Origin of the sequence: Nitrobacter vulgaris (assembly GCF_002028545.1) — a bacterium.
Lineage (GTDB): Bacteria > Pseudomonadota > Alphaproteobacteria > Rhizobiales > Xanthobacteraceae > Nitrobacter > Nitrobacter vulgaris.
Genome location: NZ_MWPQ01000035.1, coordinates 23,827 through 41,163, shown reverse-complemented (window position 1 = coordinate 41,163; position 17,337 = coordinate 23,827). Strand labels below are relative to the sequence as shown.

At 58.0% G+C, this 17,337-nt stretch carries 9 protein-coding genes and 7 pseudogenes; 7 read left to right on the top strand and 9 right to left on the bottom strand.

Translation table 11 applies throughout. The features are described from left to right. Window positions 1-829: 829 nt before the first annotated feature. Both B2M20_RS07925 and B2M20_RS07915 read right to left on the bottom strand, forming a co-directional pair. Window positions 830-1,240 carry a universal stress protein gene (locus B2M20_RS07925; RefSeq protein ID WP_079446510.1) on the bottom strand — a complete coding sequence of 137 codons (411 nt, stop codon included), beginning with the start codon at window positions 1,238-1,240 and terminating at the stop codon, window positions 830-832. A gap of 1,052 nt (window positions 1,241-2,292) precedes the next feature. Beyond that, on the bottom strand, window positions 2,293-3,921 hold the full coding sequence (locus B2M20_RS07915; RefSeq protein WP_079446517.1) for an MFS transporter: 1,629 nt from the start codon (window positions 3,919-3,921) through the stop codon (window positions 2,293-2,295). 154 nt (window positions 3,922-4,075) lie between these two features. On the opposite strand from B2M20_RS07915, the pseudogene B2M20_RS07910 reads away from it, so the two are divergent. Continuing rightward, window positions 4,076-4,283: pseudogene (locus tag B2M20_RS07910) on the top strand (DUF808 family protein); the annotation flags it as partial. Between the two features lie 774 nt (window positions 4,284-5,057). Here B2M20_RS07910 and B2M20_RS07900 read toward each other — a convergent pair. After that, window positions 5,058-5,801, bottom strand: a pseudogene (locus B2M20_RS07900) (integrase core domain-containing protein). Window positions 5,802-5,896: 95 nt separating this feature from the next. On the opposite strand from B2M20_RS07900, the pseudogene B2M20_RS07895 reads away from it, so the two are divergent. Beyond that, window positions 5,897-6,915 (top strand): annotated as a pseudogene (locus B2M20_RS07895) (IS110 family RNA-guided transposase). A gap of 234 nt (window positions 6,916-7,149) precedes the next feature. On the opposite strand, the pseudogene B2M20_RS20245 reads toward B2M20_RS07895, so the two are convergent. After that, window positions 7,150-7,266, bottom strand: a pseudogene (locus tag B2M20_RS20245) (IS481 family transposase); the annotation flags it as partial. A 155-nt stretch (window positions 7,267-7,421) separates the two neighbouring features. Beyond that, window positions 7,422-7,982 carry a cytochrome b gene (locus tag B2M20_RS07890; protein WP_079446516.1) on the bottom strand — a complete coding sequence of 187 codons (561 nt, stop codon included), beginning with the start codon at window positions 7,980-7,982 and terminating at the stop codon, window positions 7,422-7,424. Between the two features lie 965 nt (window positions 7,983-8,947). On the opposite strand from B2M20_RS07890, the pseudogene B2M20_RS20240 reads away from it, so the two are divergent. Both B2M20_RS20240 and B2M20_RS07880 read left to right on the top strand, forming a co-directional pair. Beyond that, a pseudogene (locus tag B2M20_RS20240) lies at window positions 8,948-9,144 on the top strand (chromate transporter); the annotation flags it as partial. Between the two features lie 57 nt (window positions 9,145-9,201). After that, window positions 9,202-9,510 (top strand): transposase, encoded by a 309-nt coding sequence (locus B2M20_RS07880; protein ID WP_079446508.1) that lies wholly within the window; start codon window positions 9,202-9,204, stop codon window positions 9,508-9,510. Between the two features lie 69 nt (window positions 9,511-9,579). On the opposite strand, the gene glk is transcribed toward B2M20_RS07880, so the two are convergent. Together glk and B2M20_RS07870 are read right to left on the bottom strand one after the other, a co-directional pair. Continuing rightward, window positions 9,580-10,596, bottom strand: a complete 1,017-nt coding sequence (gene glk / locus B2M20_RS07875; RefSeq protein WP_079446507.1) for a glucokinase — start codon at window positions 10,594-10,596, stop codon at window positions 9,580-9,582. Window positions 10,597-10,676: 80 nt separating this feature from the next. After that, window positions 10,677-11,219, bottom strand: a complete 543-nt coding sequence (locus B2M20_RS07870) for a CBS domain-containing protein (protein ID WP_079446506.1) — start codon at window positions 11,217-11,219, stop codon at window positions 10,677-10,679. A gap of 57 nt (window positions 11,220-11,276) precedes the next feature. On the opposite strand from B2M20_RS07870, the gene B2M20_RS07865 reads away from it, so the two are divergent. Beyond that, window positions 11,277-12,548 carry an SbmA/BacA-like family transporter gene (locus tag B2M20_RS07865; RefSeq protein ID WP_079446505.1) on the top strand — a complete coding sequence of 424 codons (1,272 nt, stop codon included), beginning with the start codon at window positions 11,277-11,279 and terminating at the stop codon, window positions 12,546-12,548. Here the strand turns inward: B2M20_RS07865 and B2M20_RS07860 are convergent. Further along, complete coding sequence (locus B2M20_RS07860) at window positions 12,516-13,904, bottom strand: GH1 family beta-glucosidase (protein WP_079446504.1); 1,389 nt, start codon at window positions 13,902-13,904, stop codon at window positions 12,516-12,518. The genes B2M20_RS07865 and B2M20_RS07860 overlap by 33 nt on opposite strands. A gap of 134 nt (window positions 13,905-14,038) precedes the next feature. On the opposite strand from B2M20_RS07860, the gene B2M20_RS07855 reads away from it, so the two are divergent. Further along, window positions 14,039-15,397, top strand: coding sequence for an agarase (locus B2M20_RS07855; RefSeq protein ID WP_244553460.1), 1,359 nt, complete (start codon window positions 14,039-14,041; stop codon window positions 15,395-15,397). After that, window positions 15,394-16,671 (top strand): annotated as a pseudogene (locus tag B2M20_RS07850) (family 4 glycosyl hydrolase). Before B2M20_RS07855 ends, B2M20_RS07850 begins: the two are co-directional and overlap by 4 nt. Window positions 16,672-16,787: 116 nt before the next feature. Here B2M20_RS07850 and B2M20_RS07845 read toward each other — a convergent pair. Further along, window positions 16,788-17,279, bottom strand: a pseudogene (locus B2M20_RS07845) (DUF1538 family protein); the annotation flags it as partial. Window positions 17,280-17,337: the final 58 nt, after the last annotated feature.

The window sequence follows — 17,337 nt, the reverse complement described above, 5'->3', positions numbered from 1 at the left end:
GCTGGGCGAGGATTAATCGGAATGCTGGGCGACAATTAATCGGAACAGGTGGGCGGCATCATCCTGGAATAGGTGGGCGGCTTGCTCCGGAATCAGCAGGCTTCGACGCTTCGTCGCGAATTGTAGGAATGTACGGACTTACGAGACATCCCTTCTCTTTGAGCCTCGCCGGCGAACCAGCCGGTGTTATATCTCTCGTTACTCTGCTTTGCGGAATCAGCACCCTCAGCCTACCGGCTCAAGATAGAGAACGCCGACCTCTTCAGAAACTCAACAAAACCCGGACATCCCTTCGCAAGGCGAGTGCAAATTATTGCACGAGCGTGCCCGCGTGGCTCCTTGCTCGGCTGCAAATCTGGTCATCACCATCCTATGAGCAAGTTCAAAAAAAGCTCAATCGCAAAAAGACACCGAAGACTTTGCTAGCAAGCCAATCCACGTTCGGGTGATGGCCTAGTGCCGATGCTTGTGGCCGGGGTTATTCTAACTTTTCGGGGGATGATTGCCGCCCTCGCTTTTATTTCGATGACTTATCAGGACCTATTAAATTCTTGCGGATTAGCATGATTGGCTGATCCATTGGAATCGTGAGGGGTACGTCACCATGGCTAATGCGCAACCCAACTCTGACGTCGATTCCGTTACTGGTCACAAGGAGTTACCGCTCACGAGGCATTGTTCAGCGCCGGTTTACACGGCATAGCTGTTTTGCTCATGATGCACTTATGGTCGGAGATCAGGGCTGACCACAAAGTGACAATGCTGACAATGCCTATGCTGAATCTCCGACCGGCGTAGGTGCTAATGATTCAACTCGGGCGTGGCCGCGTCAGTGACAGACTAGTACCGGAATGGCTGTATGCACGAGTACCTTGGCCGTAACGCTACCGAGCAGTGCCGCTGCAATCCCGCTTCTTCCATGTGAAGCCATCACAATGAGGTCGCAGCTTTTCTCCTTTGCGGCAGCCACGATAGCTACGTCGGGGTCATGCTGAACGAGCTGCAGCGTCTCGCACTCCACACCAACGGCCTTCGCCTCGTTGGCTATTTCATTCAGAATCAAAGCAGCGTGCTCCCGCGCGTGCTTCATCCGTGACTCGGACGCATCATATGGATTGAAAGCTTCAACTGTAAGAACAATGATCTTAGCACCCACCGCTTGCGCAAGCGACAACCCATGTACGACGCCTTTATGCGCCAGTTCCGAGCCATCGGTTGGAATCAGGATTTGTCGATACATGGGGTCTCCTTATAAGCTTTATTTTAGCCAAGTTCACGCAATTGCTGCATTAAAAGCAGCCATCCATGGGCATTTTCACGTTAGCGGATGATAAGCGCGACAAATCCATCATTCAATCGCGATCACGCCGCAGTAATCATATTGCGGCATGCCGGCATGGCCGAAACTCGGAATGTTAGGTGTGTCTTCGCTGAGATGAGATGAGATGGCACTCGAGGTCGAAGTGTTATAGGTGGCGACGTGAACAGACAGAAATCGTTGGGCTGATCCCGCGCTCTTGAACGTATCCCTGTCGGGGAGCGAGTTCGGCTGGCAATTGAAGCCGAATCGCGCAATGTTACTATCTCATGAGAGATAGCTTGCAGCCCGATCGGTCGGCGCTGATTCTTGTTCCGATCGCGGGCCTCCCTGGCAGCCGAGATCTTGTCCCCTCGGCATCAGATTGACATATAAGATGGCATCCGCCCAAAAGCAGACGTTCAGCCCATGGCCCGCTTAATCTTTGCCGAGCTGTATTGATCGGTGCCATGAAGCTAGATACCGTTATAAAGTGGCACCGCGCGAGGTTCAAATCGTACTGGTGTTGGAAACACGACCTCGTGGTGGCCGACCAAACTTATCAACGGAGATACGCAAGCTTATCCGCGAGATGAGCATCGCCAACCCGCTGTGGGGAGCTCCTCGGATCCACGGAGAGTTGCTTAAGCTCGGCATCGATATCGGCCAAACGAGCGTGGCCAAGTATATGGTGAAGAGACGGGGGTCACCGGTCGCAAGGCTGGAAGACGTTTCTTCATAACCATGCCGACGGCATCGCGGCGATGGATTTGTTTTTCGTGCGACGATCTCGTGGGTGATCAAAAATTAGGCTCTTACGCGCCAACAGATGACCTCGAAGAATTGACTGCCGAGTTGTGTCTCGGTGCCGGCGCGTCCGTGCCCATATCCGAGGAGTTTACAACAGCTACGATGAGCACGAGATAGATCACGGCATCTGGCAAACGGTTCGGTAGAGACCAGCGCCACATTGAGCGAAGGCGGTCGCGACTCTATCAGTCGTGGGTTTGAAGCCGCGACCTCTGCACCAAAAGTACGGTAAGAAGAGGCATCAGTACTCCGATCAGGGTCACTGTGATCAGCAGCCAGCCGAGCTGGCTATAGTCAGCGGGCGTTTGAACGGTGTCGGTCGCGTGATCCTTAACCTCGCGAGTCACCACGAATATCTGGTTCAGATATTTTGTAAGTAAACTGCTAGCCGTCAGCGCCATATTGGTGAACGAAGCCATCACCGCGAAGAACGTTGCCTTGAGGTCCGCTGGTGCATTGCGCGCAATCCAAGTCAGCAGGGGAATCATCGCGACCTGGCCCAATGGAGACTCTAGTGTGGTTTCGATAATTGCGATGAAATGCGCATCGACCACACCGCCAGTCAGGCGTGCTGTCCAGTTCTGAATGCCGTAGTAAAGCCCGATATTCGGCAACGCCAGAACACCGGAGGCAAGCGTCAGCAGAACAACAATATAGGCGATCGATCGGCTCGCCATCAACGGTCTCAGTAGCACCATGCCTATGAGCGTAAGGCAGGATGCAATCAGAGAAAGCACGGACAGAAACTGCTGGTCGAAGTGAAGTTGATCGATCATGAACCACGTTGCCCCTGCGCCTGGAAGGGGAGCCGCGCGAAACACGAAGATTATGAGTGCGGTGCCGATGAGCGCCCGCGCCTTGGCGCGTGGCACCTTCTGGACCAGCTGGTAGATAAGCACCGAGGTGATCGCCATCGATCCGCAGAAGACGATCTCCTGTGCCAGCGGTATGTCGCTGATACCTATTGCGAGCGTCAGAACCACAAACGCCGCCCCCCCGCCGAATATCCAGTAGTCGGGCTCTGTTGATTGGCCCGGCGAATAAACCAGCCGGTCAACTTCGTCCGCTTTAACCCCCTGCTCACGAAGTTGCCTCGCTCGTGCGGCAAGCATGGATTGGGACAGCACCATGCCACTGACTGACACCAGGGGGATGGCGAGCGCCATCAGGTAGATGCGGGCGTAGACATCGGCCTTCTGGCTTTGCTCCAGGCTCTCTACGCCAGAAAACATCACGATATTGAGCAGCGCGACGAACACAAGTCCGCCGATAAGTGCGATCCGGCCGAGCGTCTGCATCGTGGTATGGAGCGCCTTAGTTTCCTCCTCAGCCAGCGGCTTGCCGTCGGAGTGCACTCGCGGTACGGCTTCAACCGTCATGGCATCCGCAACCGTGTCCTGCACCACATAACCTGCTGGTGCTAGCAGGCTGCTCACCACGAACCATGCTTCCACACTCAGTAATTGACGCATGGCCTCGGTGTGCATGATGAGTGCGTACATGATGCCGAGGCTCGCTGCGATCAGCGCGGCGCCGAGATACACCAGGAGTGCCTTCCACCGCCAAACCAGATCAACCAGGTGGCCAAGTGGCATTTTCAACGCCCACGGCAGACCAGCCCAGAACGTAAGTGCAGCGAGAAACGCCGCCGAAAGTCCGAGGTACTCTTTGACAAAAAACGTGCCGACGATCGCAGTCACCCCGGAAATCCCGGCCGCGAAATAGACCATGAGCGGCGGCAGAAATGCCCAGCGCAGCTGCCGAAAGACATCAACGAACGTTCGCTTGAACCACTCTTGCGTCGATGTCAGCATGCTTCCGGATTTCTGCTGAAATACCACGTGCCCGATTGAACGCGCCGCAATCCACTTCGAACTCTTTGTCGGCACGTCCGCAGGAGCTTGCAGATATGTTCATGAACGATGTGTGCACGATTTCGTGTGCTTATTAGTTCCTCGAGGGTTAACAATGAGCATCGGACTGATCGCCCTTCTCGACGACATTGCGGCGATCGCGAAGGTGGTAGCAGCCTCCATTGACGATGTGGCCAGTCAGGCAGCAAAAACGGGCGTAAAGGCAGCTGGTGTCGTCATCGATGATACAGCAGTTACACCAAGCTACGTGATCGGATTTTCTGCCAAGCGTGAATTGCCGATCAGGCAAGATCGCGGCTGGACAAAAAGGTGGTTCTCCATTCCAGAAAATCACCAACGTACCGGGTCTCCATGTAACCGATCATCAGACGAGGCTTTTTATGAAGTACCGACAAACGCACCGGAACGTGACGCTCGTCTAACGGCTCTTCCACAACCAGCGGCGCGAAGCTCATTGCCGGAGATTCGCGCGACGGCAACGTGATCCGCTCCCCGACGGCGAGACGTGAGAATCGCCCGATGCTGACGACGCGGTCATCGATACGTCCAGCCCCTGAATCTGACTCGAGGCGCGCAGGCGCCTACGGATCTCGGCATTGAGGCGGCACACCGTGGCGTTGGAGCGTGCGATCAGGAGATGGTCCTTGTCGGGCTGCTCCTGTCGGGCAGCAAACCATGTGTCCACTGCAGTCACAACGGTCGATCTTTGTCCTTCGGTCTCGACGATGCAATGTCGCGCTTCCAGAATCTTGAAGGCGGAATTCACCCGACGGCGCGCAAGATGCTCGACCACACGGCGCATTTTTGGACAATCACGTCCGCTACCACGAGAGCATCGACAACGTTACACCTTCCGATGTTTACTCGGCAAATCTGAGACGATCCTCGCCGAACGCAAACGTATCAAGCTTGCCACTATCGCAAACCGCCGCTTGCAGCATCGACTGCAGGCCGCTTAAACTCTAACCCCTGATGAGCCAGAGCCTCGCTTCGCAAGCCGCCTGATCAGTCTCAAATCATCTGACGACGGACAGGAGATGTAATGTCAGCGCACTTATGAGACATCCGCCCTTGAATTACAGCCGTTCGCGGAGAACCTCGTAAGGTGCTTTTCCGTTGAATGCACCGTGAGGCCGGGAGAGGTTGTAGAACTGCTCCCACTCGGAGAGCCTTGCGCGAAGATCGACATCGTCGGTGTAGGTGAGGAGCTGATAGAACTCCTGCTCATCTGTTCGATGCGACCGCTCGACCTTGCCGTTCAGCTGCGGCGACGCAGGTTTGATGTAGGCGTGGCGAATGCCGAGGTTCTCAACATGCCAATGGAATTGAGCCTGGAATTCATGACCATTGTCGGTTCGAACCTCGCGGATTCGGAACGGGAATTTTTCGATGATGGTATTGATGAAGTCGATCGCGTTTGACTGATTGTGTTGGTCGTGGATTTTCAAGGCGCGAATGCGCGGGGCATCGTCGATCGCCGTGTACTGGTAGCGCTTCACGGGCTTTCCGTCTTTGCCCTCGAATTTCGAGAATTTGACGTCGACCTGGATCTGGTGACCCGGCACCTGTTTCTGATATCGCTGGGGTGGATCTTGCGAACGCGCGTGCCGCCGGGCATCTGGTTGAGGCCATTGCGCCTGAGAATGCGATACACGCCTGCATCGGAGATAATGATGGCGTGATAGCGCGCCAGATAGCAGACGATGCGTATTGGCCCCAGACAGTAGGTTTTGCGCAGATGTAGCACCTTCTCGACGATCTCCGGCACCGTTCGATTGGCGGGATTCTTCGGCCGTCTCGCGGTTCTCACGGCCTGCCAGGCCGTGCTGTCGATAAGCTGTTCGCCATCTAATGGGATGGACGGCTCTCCCTCCACCATTCAGGCTGAGAGCCTGCAACAGGAAGGAGAACTGCAATGACCGTCGAGACGCTCGGTATCGATATCGCCAAGAACGTGTTTCAACTTCACGGGGTCAATCATCATGGCTGCGTCGTGCTGAAGCGGCGGGTGATGCGCGATCAGCTTCTCGATATTGTCGCGCAAGTCGAGTGCTGCACGATCGTGGTGGAAGCCTGCACCGGCGCGTTCTGCTGGGCGCGCAAGTTCGAGGCGCTCGGCCACCAGGTGAAGATCATCAGCCCGCAATATGTGAAGCCCTTTGTGCGCCGGCAGAAGAACGACGGCAACGACGCTGAGGCGATCTGCACCGCCGCACACGCCAACCGCACATTCCGCTCGTCCCGAAGAAGACGGTCGAGCAGCAGGACATCCAGGCCCTGCATCGCGCTCGCCAGCGCATGGTCAAACATCGCACCGCCGTGGTCAGCCAAATCCGAGGTCTCTTGCTCGATCGAGGCTTCGCCATTGCCAAGAGCATTACCCGCGCCCGGCGATTGGTTCCGGAGATCCTGTCGGATCTGGAGAACGAACTGACGCCGCTGGCGCGGGAGGCAATCGCTGAGCTGCATGATCTGTTCCGAGATCTCGACCGCCGCATCGCGATCTTCGACAAGAAGATCGATGCGGTTTTCCGCGGCAGCGAGCGTTGCCAGCGCATCGCGACAATCAAAGGTGTTGGGCCTAAGACCGCCACGGCAATCATCGCCGCCATCGGGGACGGCGCGGAATTCAAGAACGGCCGTCATCTTGCCGCCTGGATCGGCCTCGTGCCGCGGCAATTCTCCAGTGGCGATCGCACCACGTTAATGGGCATTTCTAAGCGCGGGAGCCAGCACCTGCGCAGCTTGCTCGTTCACGGCGCCAGAGCTGTGGTCCGGACGGCGCCATCCAAGACAGACCTCAATAACCAATGGGTCAATCAGCTTCGGGAGCGGCGCGGTTTCAACCGCGCCACGGTGGCGGTCGCCAATAAGAATGCACGGATCATCTGGGCTGTGCTTCGAACCGGCGAACCGTACCGCGCCGCTTTCTGAGGACCCGTCTGGAGATTGCGAGACGACGGAGAAATGAGATGCACAGGTCGGACCGGCGCGCCAAGAGCCTGACTTTTATCGAGGCCTTCGTGGCCTACCAACTGTAGAGGCGGGCGCGAGCGGATTCCCCATTTGGGCGCCCTGGATCACTTCAGGTGACGCCGGATAGATGTTTGCAACGGACCAAGCAGATCAGATCAAAATCGACCTGCAACGGGAGAGCGGTCCATAGAGATAGAAGCTAGCGCGACCGACGCCGAAATACCGGCAAGCCTTGCCGACATCGCCAATCTTATCAGCGTGCTGGAGCACCCGCAGCTTGTGGTCCACATCTCGCCGAAACTTGTGCATCCCGATCATCCTTCCTGCCATTGAGGCTCAAGAGAAAGGATGTCTCGCAAGTCTGTACATTCCTACACTCAGACGTTTGTGCCAAAACGGCGCATTGCCAGCAACCCATCCAACAAATGCTACGAGGAAGGGCCCCGCCCGCGGATGTAGTTCATTTACTCCTTCTCGCCAAAACGAGGAAGCATCCTTGCCAGCGTTTGATCACGAAGTATCCAATGATGGATTAAAGCTGCGGCGGCATGCAGGCCTGCGACAACCATTAAGGTATGAGCGAGAACTTCGTGTACCTCTTCGACAGTCTCGGACAATGCCCGATCTTTAACCCAAGGGGATGCAATTTCGTACAATCCAAATATTGGAATAGATTCGCCGCCCGCGAACCGCAGCACAATCCCCGCGATAGGAACTGCGAACAGCAGGACATAGAGCAAGTAGTGAGCGACGTGCCCCACGCGAGCTAACCAGACGCCGAGCATTGTAGACCCTGCGGATGGTGCCGGGTTGAAGAAGCTCCAAGCCAACCGAACAACAAGCAGAATTATAACGACGAGTCCTGCAGATATATGAACAGACAGCCCCGCATCACGCAGCGTTCCTTTTGGCAACTCATCGCCTACAAGACCGAGAATCCAGGCAGCAACCACAAGAATGACGGTAAGCCAATGGATCGCCTGCGGTATCGCACCATATCCCTTTGCGGAATTGCAGATCAGCATATTGGACCTCCTCTTCACTTGAAGTCTACATCGCGTGTCATAGGCAGACTTGATGTCGATCAAAATGGAGAAGGATGTAGTCGTAACCTGTCTGAACAGGCGCAGGTGATCTTCGAAGGCATGTTGGCATACGCGCGGCAAGCGGCTTTCGACGAAACTACACCTAGCGCATTCCGGAGTTGCGCCAGGTAATGCCAGAGCGCGGCGATTTGATGCGTGTTATATTTAGAGCGGACTCTGATCGCACGAGACTTTGATGGATTCAGACCCCAGAGGCTTTGACAAGGCTAGGATGAGCGGAGAGGCACAGCCTTTCCGTTCGAGAGAGAACATCTCAGCGCACCCGGGCTATTGTTGCTAGTTCTCAAGCAACGCCAGGAACGCTGAGACCACCAGCGGCGGCGCTGCCCTCCCATGTTGATCCAGATCATTCCCCTGCGTCCGGAAAGAGTGCAAGCAGACAATTGGTCAACGTCTGTTCGGGGAGATTTCAATGAACCACAGTAAGAAAGGTCAGCCACCTTTGGTTCCAACCAAATCGTCCGACCAATACATTTGTGGAGAGCTCAGGCATAATTCCGCAGCGAGAATAACTATCGCAGCCCTGTTCTTTCTGCTTGTACTGCAGATCGCAGCCGGTGTGGTTTTGGCGGCACCGATCTATTCTAGCCGACGTTAGGCCGGTTCGTTTCAAGCCTGTTGTGAGGTCCGTCTTGCGCGAGCACGGCCTCAGTCAATGCTCGACAAGATATTTCTCGCTGAGGCGGCTCTTATACCGATCTTTGCGTCGCGTCTGGCCGAGCTTTCCAGATCGTGCGGAGGTAAACTACGAGACGCAGGCGTCATTGAGTTCGAAACGAACAAGAACAGCATGGTGCTCTCCGCTATAGAATTCCAATCTGAGAGTGGACGTTGTGAGCAGCCTCAATTTCTCGAACGAGGCAGATACTGGACGCGTAGCAAGGCTGGGTTCGCCTTTGGAGGTCCTCGGGATTTTCTTAAGCTCGGATTGTGGTGCTTCGGCGGCCCGATCGCCTACATTGGTTACTTCCGCGATGAGTTTGTTCGCCGGTAGTGGATGGACGAAATTGCTTTCGCCGATCTCGTGCGGTTTTGCCAATTTCTGCCGGGCCCTGCCAGCCAGTTTGGAGTGGCCCCTGGTGCCGGACAGGTAAGCAAAGTTGATTGACCGGGTGGCCGGGCTTTTGGAGAAAAGCCCTTGCCGAGACACCGATCCCACAGCCTTGAGTTTAAGCGCCAGGTCGCCCAGGAGTTTCTGGGTGGTGAGACGCTTCATGGGCTGGCCAAACGCCACGACGTTTCGCGTAACCTGATCCGCATCTGGGTCGAAAAGTACGAGGCCGGCGCGCTGGACGACGACACGCGCGCTGCGGGTCTGGTCCAGGAATACGAAGCGCGCATCGCCGCGCTCGAGCGGTTGGCCGGCCGTCAGGCGCTCGAACTGGAGTTTTTAAAGCGATGCTGGCCAATATCCCACGACGTTTCAACAGGTCTCGTCCGTCCTTAGTGTCAATGAGATAACTGGACGTTTCATGGTGCACTATCGCTTGGTGATGCGCATTCGTAGCCTAATTGGCTATTCTCCATGCGACGGCACCTGAGCGTAATTACCTTGCGGTGGTTTGCTGTCGCTGCTCGGTCTCGTGGCGAGACGCTGCAATCCAATGAAGGCAGGATCGGGGTGCATGATCACCCAGGACGGGATGGCAGCGACGTAGGCCCGGAAACGCCCCTTCGCTTCGAACCGCTCGCGGAACTGCGAGCACGCCAGATACTCGCTGATCCGCGGGGCAATGCCACCACCGATATACACGCCGCCACGCGCATCGAACGTCAGCGCGGCATTTCCAGCAACGGTACCCAGCATGGCGCAGAACATGTCGACAGCCTCCCGGCTAGTCGGACAACTCTCGCGAAGCGCCGCTTCGGTGATCTCGCTTGGTTTGCGTGGAGGTACGGAAAGATGATCGATGGCGGCGAGCGACTGGTAAAGACTGACCAGCCCCGGACCCGACAACGCGCGCTCCACGGAGACATGGCCGAAACATCCACGTAGATGCGCGATGACCGCATCCTCCCGCGCATTGGCGCCCGGAAGCGTGGTATGGCCCGCCTCCGTAGTGACGACGAGCGGGTCGCGAGGACGCGGCACAAGACAGGCGAGCCCGAGGCCTGTTCCAGGCCCCAACACGACTGCGGGCGCAGCCGCGGCCTGCTCGCCGCCTCCGACCGCAAACAGGTCGTGCGGTGTGAGATGTGGCAGCGACCAGGCGACCGCCTTGAAATCGTTGATCACGCGCACGCTTGGCAAATCGAATATCGCTCCCAATCGACCAGCATCGATAACCCAACCACTGTTGGTCAGTATGCTGCGATTGGCCTCGACAGCTCCGGCTACGGCGAACACCGCGCCGGAAATCGGCAGCCCGTTCCGATGACGACCAAGGAACGCGGCCAGTGCCCGATCGAAATCCGGATAATCGGCGACCGACAATGTCTCGATCGGCCCCATGCGCTCATCCGTGACGAGCGCAAACCGGGCATTGGTTCCGCCGATGTCACCAAGCAATACGCAGCTTGCAGGATTAGCCATGAATTTCTCGACTCGTGCAGCGCTGCCTTATGACCGCACCAGACATGCCCGACGACAGCGGAATCTCGACGCAGGGAGGGTCAGGTGCGCGTCCGGTGCAGCCATGCTTCGCGTTCAAGTTCCGCAAGTCGTCCACGGTCTGCTTCCTCCTGCTTTGCCCATGCCTGGGTCTTGTGGATACTCTTGATCAGGGCGTGCATCAGGTTCTCACGGCTGATGATGCCGACCACGCGGCTTTCGCGCATAACCGGCAAGCGCTTGACACGGTGTGTCTCCATTATCCGGACCACTTCGTCGATAGGAGTGTTGTCGTCCACTGTCACGGGATTGGGCGTCATAACCTCGGCCACCTTACGCCGGCACCGCAATTCTGCAGGCTCCGAAATCACCGGACGAGCCGCGATCACCTCGAACCAGCGGGGCCGGCGATCGTCCGCGCGGGGACCTATCGGGCGAAGAAAGTCGCGCTCGGTGACGATTCCGATCAGCCGCCCATTTCCATCGACAACCGGCAGCCCGCTGACGTGATGGCGCAACATCAGCTCGCCCGCTTCGAGGATCGCCTCGTTCGGTGCAACGGAAACGACATGACGAGTCATGACGTCGCGAGCCTTCATGGTCATCTTATCATATCATCAAAAATCGGTTCTGGATCAGAGTATCGTGCACGGCCGGACCAAATGAGCGTCGATCTTCCTCTACTGAACAATGTTGATGTTCTTGACGGAGGTCAAGATCGGGTCGGAATCCGCCAAATAACGTTTTTCCGAAATGTGCGTTATCCACCGGAGGAGTTTACCATTCCCATCCTACGTGCCAGCCAGGCGACGCCAATAGACGGGGCGCAGAAAAGCAACCCTACGCCTGGACGCCGGTACTTGTTCGCGCGATTTTGGCGTTCCGCCTCGCGGTTCTGGACCGGCCGTTCGGCGATTGGAGCGTGGAGTCTGACCGCGTTCCTCATGCTCATCGTCCTCCTGCAACTGCTCGTGCAGTACCTGTTGAACCTATGGAACAGGCACTTTTTCGACGCCTTGCAGACGCGCGATGTCGCCATGCTGTGGGTGCAGGTAGAGTTGCTGGTTCCCCTAGCGGCAGCAAGCGTTTTAATCGCCGTGACATCTGTATGGGCGCGCATGACCACGCAGCGCAAGTGGCGCGAATTCTTGCTGCGCCATGTGGCCAATCACTGGCTTTCTCAGGAGCGATTCCGCAGGATCGACTACACAGCGGCCGGAGCGGAGAATCCGGAATATCGAATCTCCGAGAATATCCGCATCGCGACGGATTCACCCATAGACCTGATCATGGCGCTTCTCTCGTCGGCTCTGACAGCGGCCATCTTCCTGAGCATCCTGTGGGGCATTGGGGGAACCCTGAGTTTCGACGCGTTCGGCCGCGTCTGGAGCATTCCAGGTTACCTCGTCATCGGCGTCATCGTCTATTCGACGGTCTTCTCCGGGCTGATGATGCTCGTCGGGCGAAACCTCAGCCCGGTGATCGAACACCAGCTTCAGGCCGAAGCTGACTTTCGATCGGCCGCGCATGCCTTGCGCCAGGAGAACGGCGACGAAACACAACAATCCCACACCGAGGAACGGGAGATATTTTGGAAGGCTATGCACGTCGTTCTGCAGCGTTGGCGCAATCTCCTCTGGGAGTTGATGCGGACCACGCTGGTTTCGCAAAGTAACTTTCTATTGGCACCGATCGTGGCGTGGCTACTCTGTGCTCCGAAATTCGTTGCCGGAACGATGTCGCTCGGTGAGTTGACTCAAGCCGCTGCCGCCTTCGTCACCGTCCAAAGCGCCTTCAACTGGCTGGTGGACAACTACGCCCGGCTCGCCGACTGGCAGGCATCGGTGCATCGGGTCGCCACATTCTTGCTGGCGCTCGATACCTACAGCGATCCGGAATCGTCACCGGGGCGGGTTGAGGCCGCCCAATACTGATCGCGCCGGCTGGATCACACGACTTGCTCCCTGCGCCGCCTTGATCAGGTCGGCATACCAGAAGAACGAATCCTTCGGCGTCCGTTTCTGCGTTGTATAGTCGACGTGAACCAACCCGAAGCGCACCGCATACCCCGATCCCCATTCAAAATTGTCGAGCAGCGACCAGACAAAATAGCCTCGGACATCGACGCCCTCGGTGACCGCCTGGCGAACCGCTTCGACGTAGGCGCTGAGAAACTCGATCCGCGGAGTATCGGTAATCTTGCCTGCGGCATCCGGCGCATCTTGGCCTCCGAAGCCGTTTTCCGTGACATAGATCGGCAGCCGATACCGGTTGTGGACCTGATGCAGGGTCTCACGCAGCGCCTCGGGCATGATGGGCCAGTCGACCGGGGTTCGCGAAATATCCGCTGGCGCTGCTCCAGGCGTCACGCCTAGCGGCGAATTCGGATTGGCAGTTGCGTAGATCGGCGAATAATGATTGAGGCCAAACCAGTCAAGCGGGCGACAAATACGCGCAAGATCGCCGGGATGAATATAAGGCTCCATCACCTCGACGAGCCTGGAGGGATAGTGGCCGAGGCATTGCGGATCAGGAAATGCGGCATTCCAGTAGGCGCCCAGCAGATCGGCTGCGTCCGCATCCGCTGGGGTTGCGGGCAGACACGGCTGAACGTTGTGTATGGCCCCGATTGAGGCCCGCGGCACGAGCGCACGCAACGCATCGACCGCCGAGCCGTGAGCGAGATTCACGTTGTGGATCGCGCGTCTCAGCGTGCTCACGTCGGCGGCGTCCGGAGCCGCCCCGCCCAAGGCGTATCCGAACAAGGTGAAGATAGAGGGTTCGTTGAAGGTCGCAAATCGTTTCACACGGTCGCCATATCGACGCGCGACAAGAGTTGCGTAATCGGCAAACCATCCCGACGAGTCGCGCACGGCCCATCCGCCGAAATTATCGAGCGCTTGCGGTAAATCGAAATGGTAGAGGCATAGCCACGGCTCTATACCGGCCTCAAGGAGCGCATCTACAAGCCGGTCATAGAAGGCAAGCCCAGCCTCGTTGGCGACTCCCCTGCCCTGCGGCAGCACACGAGACCATGCCACCGAGAAGCGATAGGCTCGCACCCCGAGTTCGCGCATGAGGGCGATGTCCTCCGGATAGCGGTGGTAATGATCGCAGGCGACGTCGCCAGTATCATTATTGGCTACCCGGCCGCTTGCACCGTATATGTCCCACACACTCGGCCCACGGCCGTCCTCGCGCGTTGCCCCTTCGATCTGAAAAGCCGACGTGGAGACTCCCCAGACGAATGTCGGCGGCCATGTCCATTTCGCCTCGTCTAGTGGGTTCATGGGAAGCGGTCCTGTCTCGCAATTGGTTCATACAACATACCAGCGCAGGAAGAGAGAACTTGACCGGGATCAAGGCGCCCGGTCTATCACCAGTCAGAATTGTTCCTACGATCCATTCACGTCACGGTATGGCGATGGTACGGACAAGATGGGGTGGCATCCCGCGCGGCAATGCGCCGGCAGGCAAGTTCTTTCGCACGGAGACTATATCCGGCATCTGGTGGCTGATCGATCCCGATGGCGGTCGCTTTCTGTCCAAGGGTGTCAACACGGTCCGATACGATCAGGATACCGTCCAGAATAGCGATCGTATCCCTTACGCTGAAGCTTGCCGGCGAAAATACGGCAGCAAGGATGCCTGGCGCGCCGCGGCGGCTGCGCGTCTGCTGTCGTGGGGCTTCAATACGCTAGGGTCGTGGTCCGACATGCGTGTCGCCAACGCTAGGCTGTCGCCGCTGGCCTCGACGTCGACGCTCCACCTCGGCTCCGCATTCGTCTCCGGCAACCGCAACGCGGCGCCGCAGGCTTTTCCTGATGTATTCGATTCGGCGTTCGAGCGACATGTGGCGCAGCGCGCACATGATCTCTGCGCACCGTGGTGCGAGGACCAGCATATCATCGGCTGGTTCTCGGACAATGAACTGCGCTGGGGACCGGATTGGCGTGGTGATGATGCGCTGCTGACGCTGTTTCTCAATTTGCCTCCACAGAGTCCCGGCCGTCAGGCCTCTCTGGCGCTACTCAAGGAGCGCTACACGTCATTCGCAGATTTCAATACGGTCTGGCGCTCAGGCCTCGGCGGATGGGACGAGCTTGCCGCCAGCCCTCATATCGTACCGCCCTATCCGCGGCAGTCGGTCTGCGAGCGAGACGCGGCCACGAATGCGCGGATCGGCGCATCTGACTCGAAACATGCCGCTTTCCTGGCGGATTGCGATCTCTTTGCGGGCAGGGTCGCACACCGCTACTTCACAATAGTAAGCGCCGCTGTGCGCAAGGCCGACCCGAACCACCTGTTCCTCGGCTGCCGCTTCGCCTACGTCCCATCATCATCGGTGATTGATGCGGCCGGTCCGCATCTGGATATCCTGTCGTTCAACAATTACGACCCCGACGTCGCAGCCGTCATCGACAGCTACGCGGCGATCGGCAAGCCGTGCATGGTGACTGAATTCTCGTTCCGCGGCGACGATTCGGGGCTTCCCAACACCATTGGCGCCGGACTTCGGGTGCCCCGGCAAACAGACCGCGCCCGGTGTTTCCGTAGCTTCGTCGAGAGCGGCCTGCTCCATCCGAACCTCATCGGCTACCACTGGTTCGAACATGCCGATCAGCCCGCAGAGGGCCGATTCGACGGGGAGAATTCCAACTACGGAACCGTGACGATCGAGGATGTCGCCTACGGCGAACTGACACGGACCATGACCGATGTAAATGCCCGGGCCGAAACGATTCATGCCGGCGCGGCCGAGCCTGGATGGGCCGCGAAATGATCAAGCGCTGCAAGATCGTGTTTATTGGCGCCGGCAGCATGTCGTTCGGACTTAGTATGCTGCGCCATCTGTTTTCGACCCTCGAATTGGCGGGAAGTACGTTGACCCTGGTGGACCATGACGCGCAAAGTCTGGCGCGCATGGCCGAGCTCGCGCATGTTCTGAATGCGGCGTCCGGCTCGGGGTTCACGATCGAACATACGACCGAGCGGCGATCGGCTCTCGACGGCGCCGGATTCGTGATCAATGCGGCCGCCATTGACCGGCTGCGGCTGTGGAAGCTCGATTTCGAGATTCCCCGCAAGTACGGCATCCGCCATACGCTCGGCGAGAATGGCGGGCCCGGCGGCCTGTTCTTCACGCTCCGCACCTTGCCGCTCGTCTTCGATATCGTGCGGGACATGGAGGAGCGCTGTCCGCAGGCGTTGTTTATCGACTTCTCCAATCCGGAAAATCGTATCGTCCTGGCGCTGGGCCGTTATAGCCGGATACGGACGATTGGCCTGTGCCATGGGCTGTTCATGTCGCGTGACGATGTGGCGCGGATTCTTGACATGCCGCCGGCGGAGGTCGCGGTGTGGGGAGCGGGGGCTCAATCATTTCCAGTGGCTTGTTCACATCCGCCAGCGCCGTACCGGCGAAGATCTCTATCCACGTCCTCGGAACGGGACATGCGATATGATCCCTCGTTTGCTCCGCTGACACGCCGCCTTTTCCACGCCTTCGGGCTGTGGCCCACCTGCAGCGACGAACACCTCGGGGAGCTTCTGGCATACAGATGGGAGGCGGGAGAAAAGGGCTACGACTTCGCCCGTGACGAGATGGACCGCGAAAAGCTCCGGTCAACCATAGACGCTGTGCTGTCTGGCGGAGAAGTGCCTACCGAATGGCGCACGGCCTCCGGCGAGCGCGGCGCGGCGGTGATTGCCGGGGCGATGCGTGATGAGCGCCGCGTGATCGAATCCGGTATCGTGTATAACCAGGGCGCCATTCCGAACCTGCCCGATGACGCGGCCGCCGAGGCCCCGGTAATGATTGATCCTGCCGGGATACATCCGGTATCGCTGGGTCCGCTGCCTGACGCCATTGCCAAGCTGCTCCTGGCACAAGTGAACGTCCAGCAGCTCGCCGTAGAAGCGGCTGTGCGAGCCTCCAAGGAAATCGCATTACAGGCGCTGCTGATCGATCCCGTCGTCAATTCCGCGACTGCGGCGTCGAATCTGTTGGAAGAGCTCTGGGAGGCTAATCGGCAATACATCCGGCCGTGCATCTGATCGGCCACGTGCGGGCATGATGAGGCCGACAGGAAGTCATGCCTTTGCGGGTGGCCGAGCAACCTAAATCCATCGGACACCGCGGAGCGGCCTGCCAGCACCGAGCTTAATCCCACCGCTCCGGCGATGATCACTGGCGCAGTGAGAACGCCCGTGGTGACACTGCCCGCGTCGTAGGCTAGCGGCACGAACGCTGCCGGTGCGAGGAACGAGAGCAAAATCGCCGAAACGAGCAAGCAGGTGAGCAGCAGGCGCAACGATATCCCGTATACCACCCGCGCCATCGCAAGGGCCGTGCAGAGGGCGACGCCTATTCCGATCACGTAGAGAACAATCGTGCCATCGATATTCTTTTGCGAAATCTCATCAATCTGACGGGCAAGAACCAGCACATCCGGTTCGGCAATGGTGGTTACAAGGCCCATCGCAAAAACGACGCTGATAATCAGCGTAATCGAACCCTTTCTCGGCATTTCAGCGCCGATGAACCGGCCCATCGGCAAGATTCCGAAATCGACCCCGAGAAACAGCAGAAGCAGCCCGAGAATGACAAGCATCGAACCTGCCAGAAACTGGATAAATAGCGCCGCAGGGGCCTGAACGAGCATGATCTGAAGCAAGCAAATCAGGCCGAGCAGCGGCCCAAAGGCTCCGGAGCACTTCCAG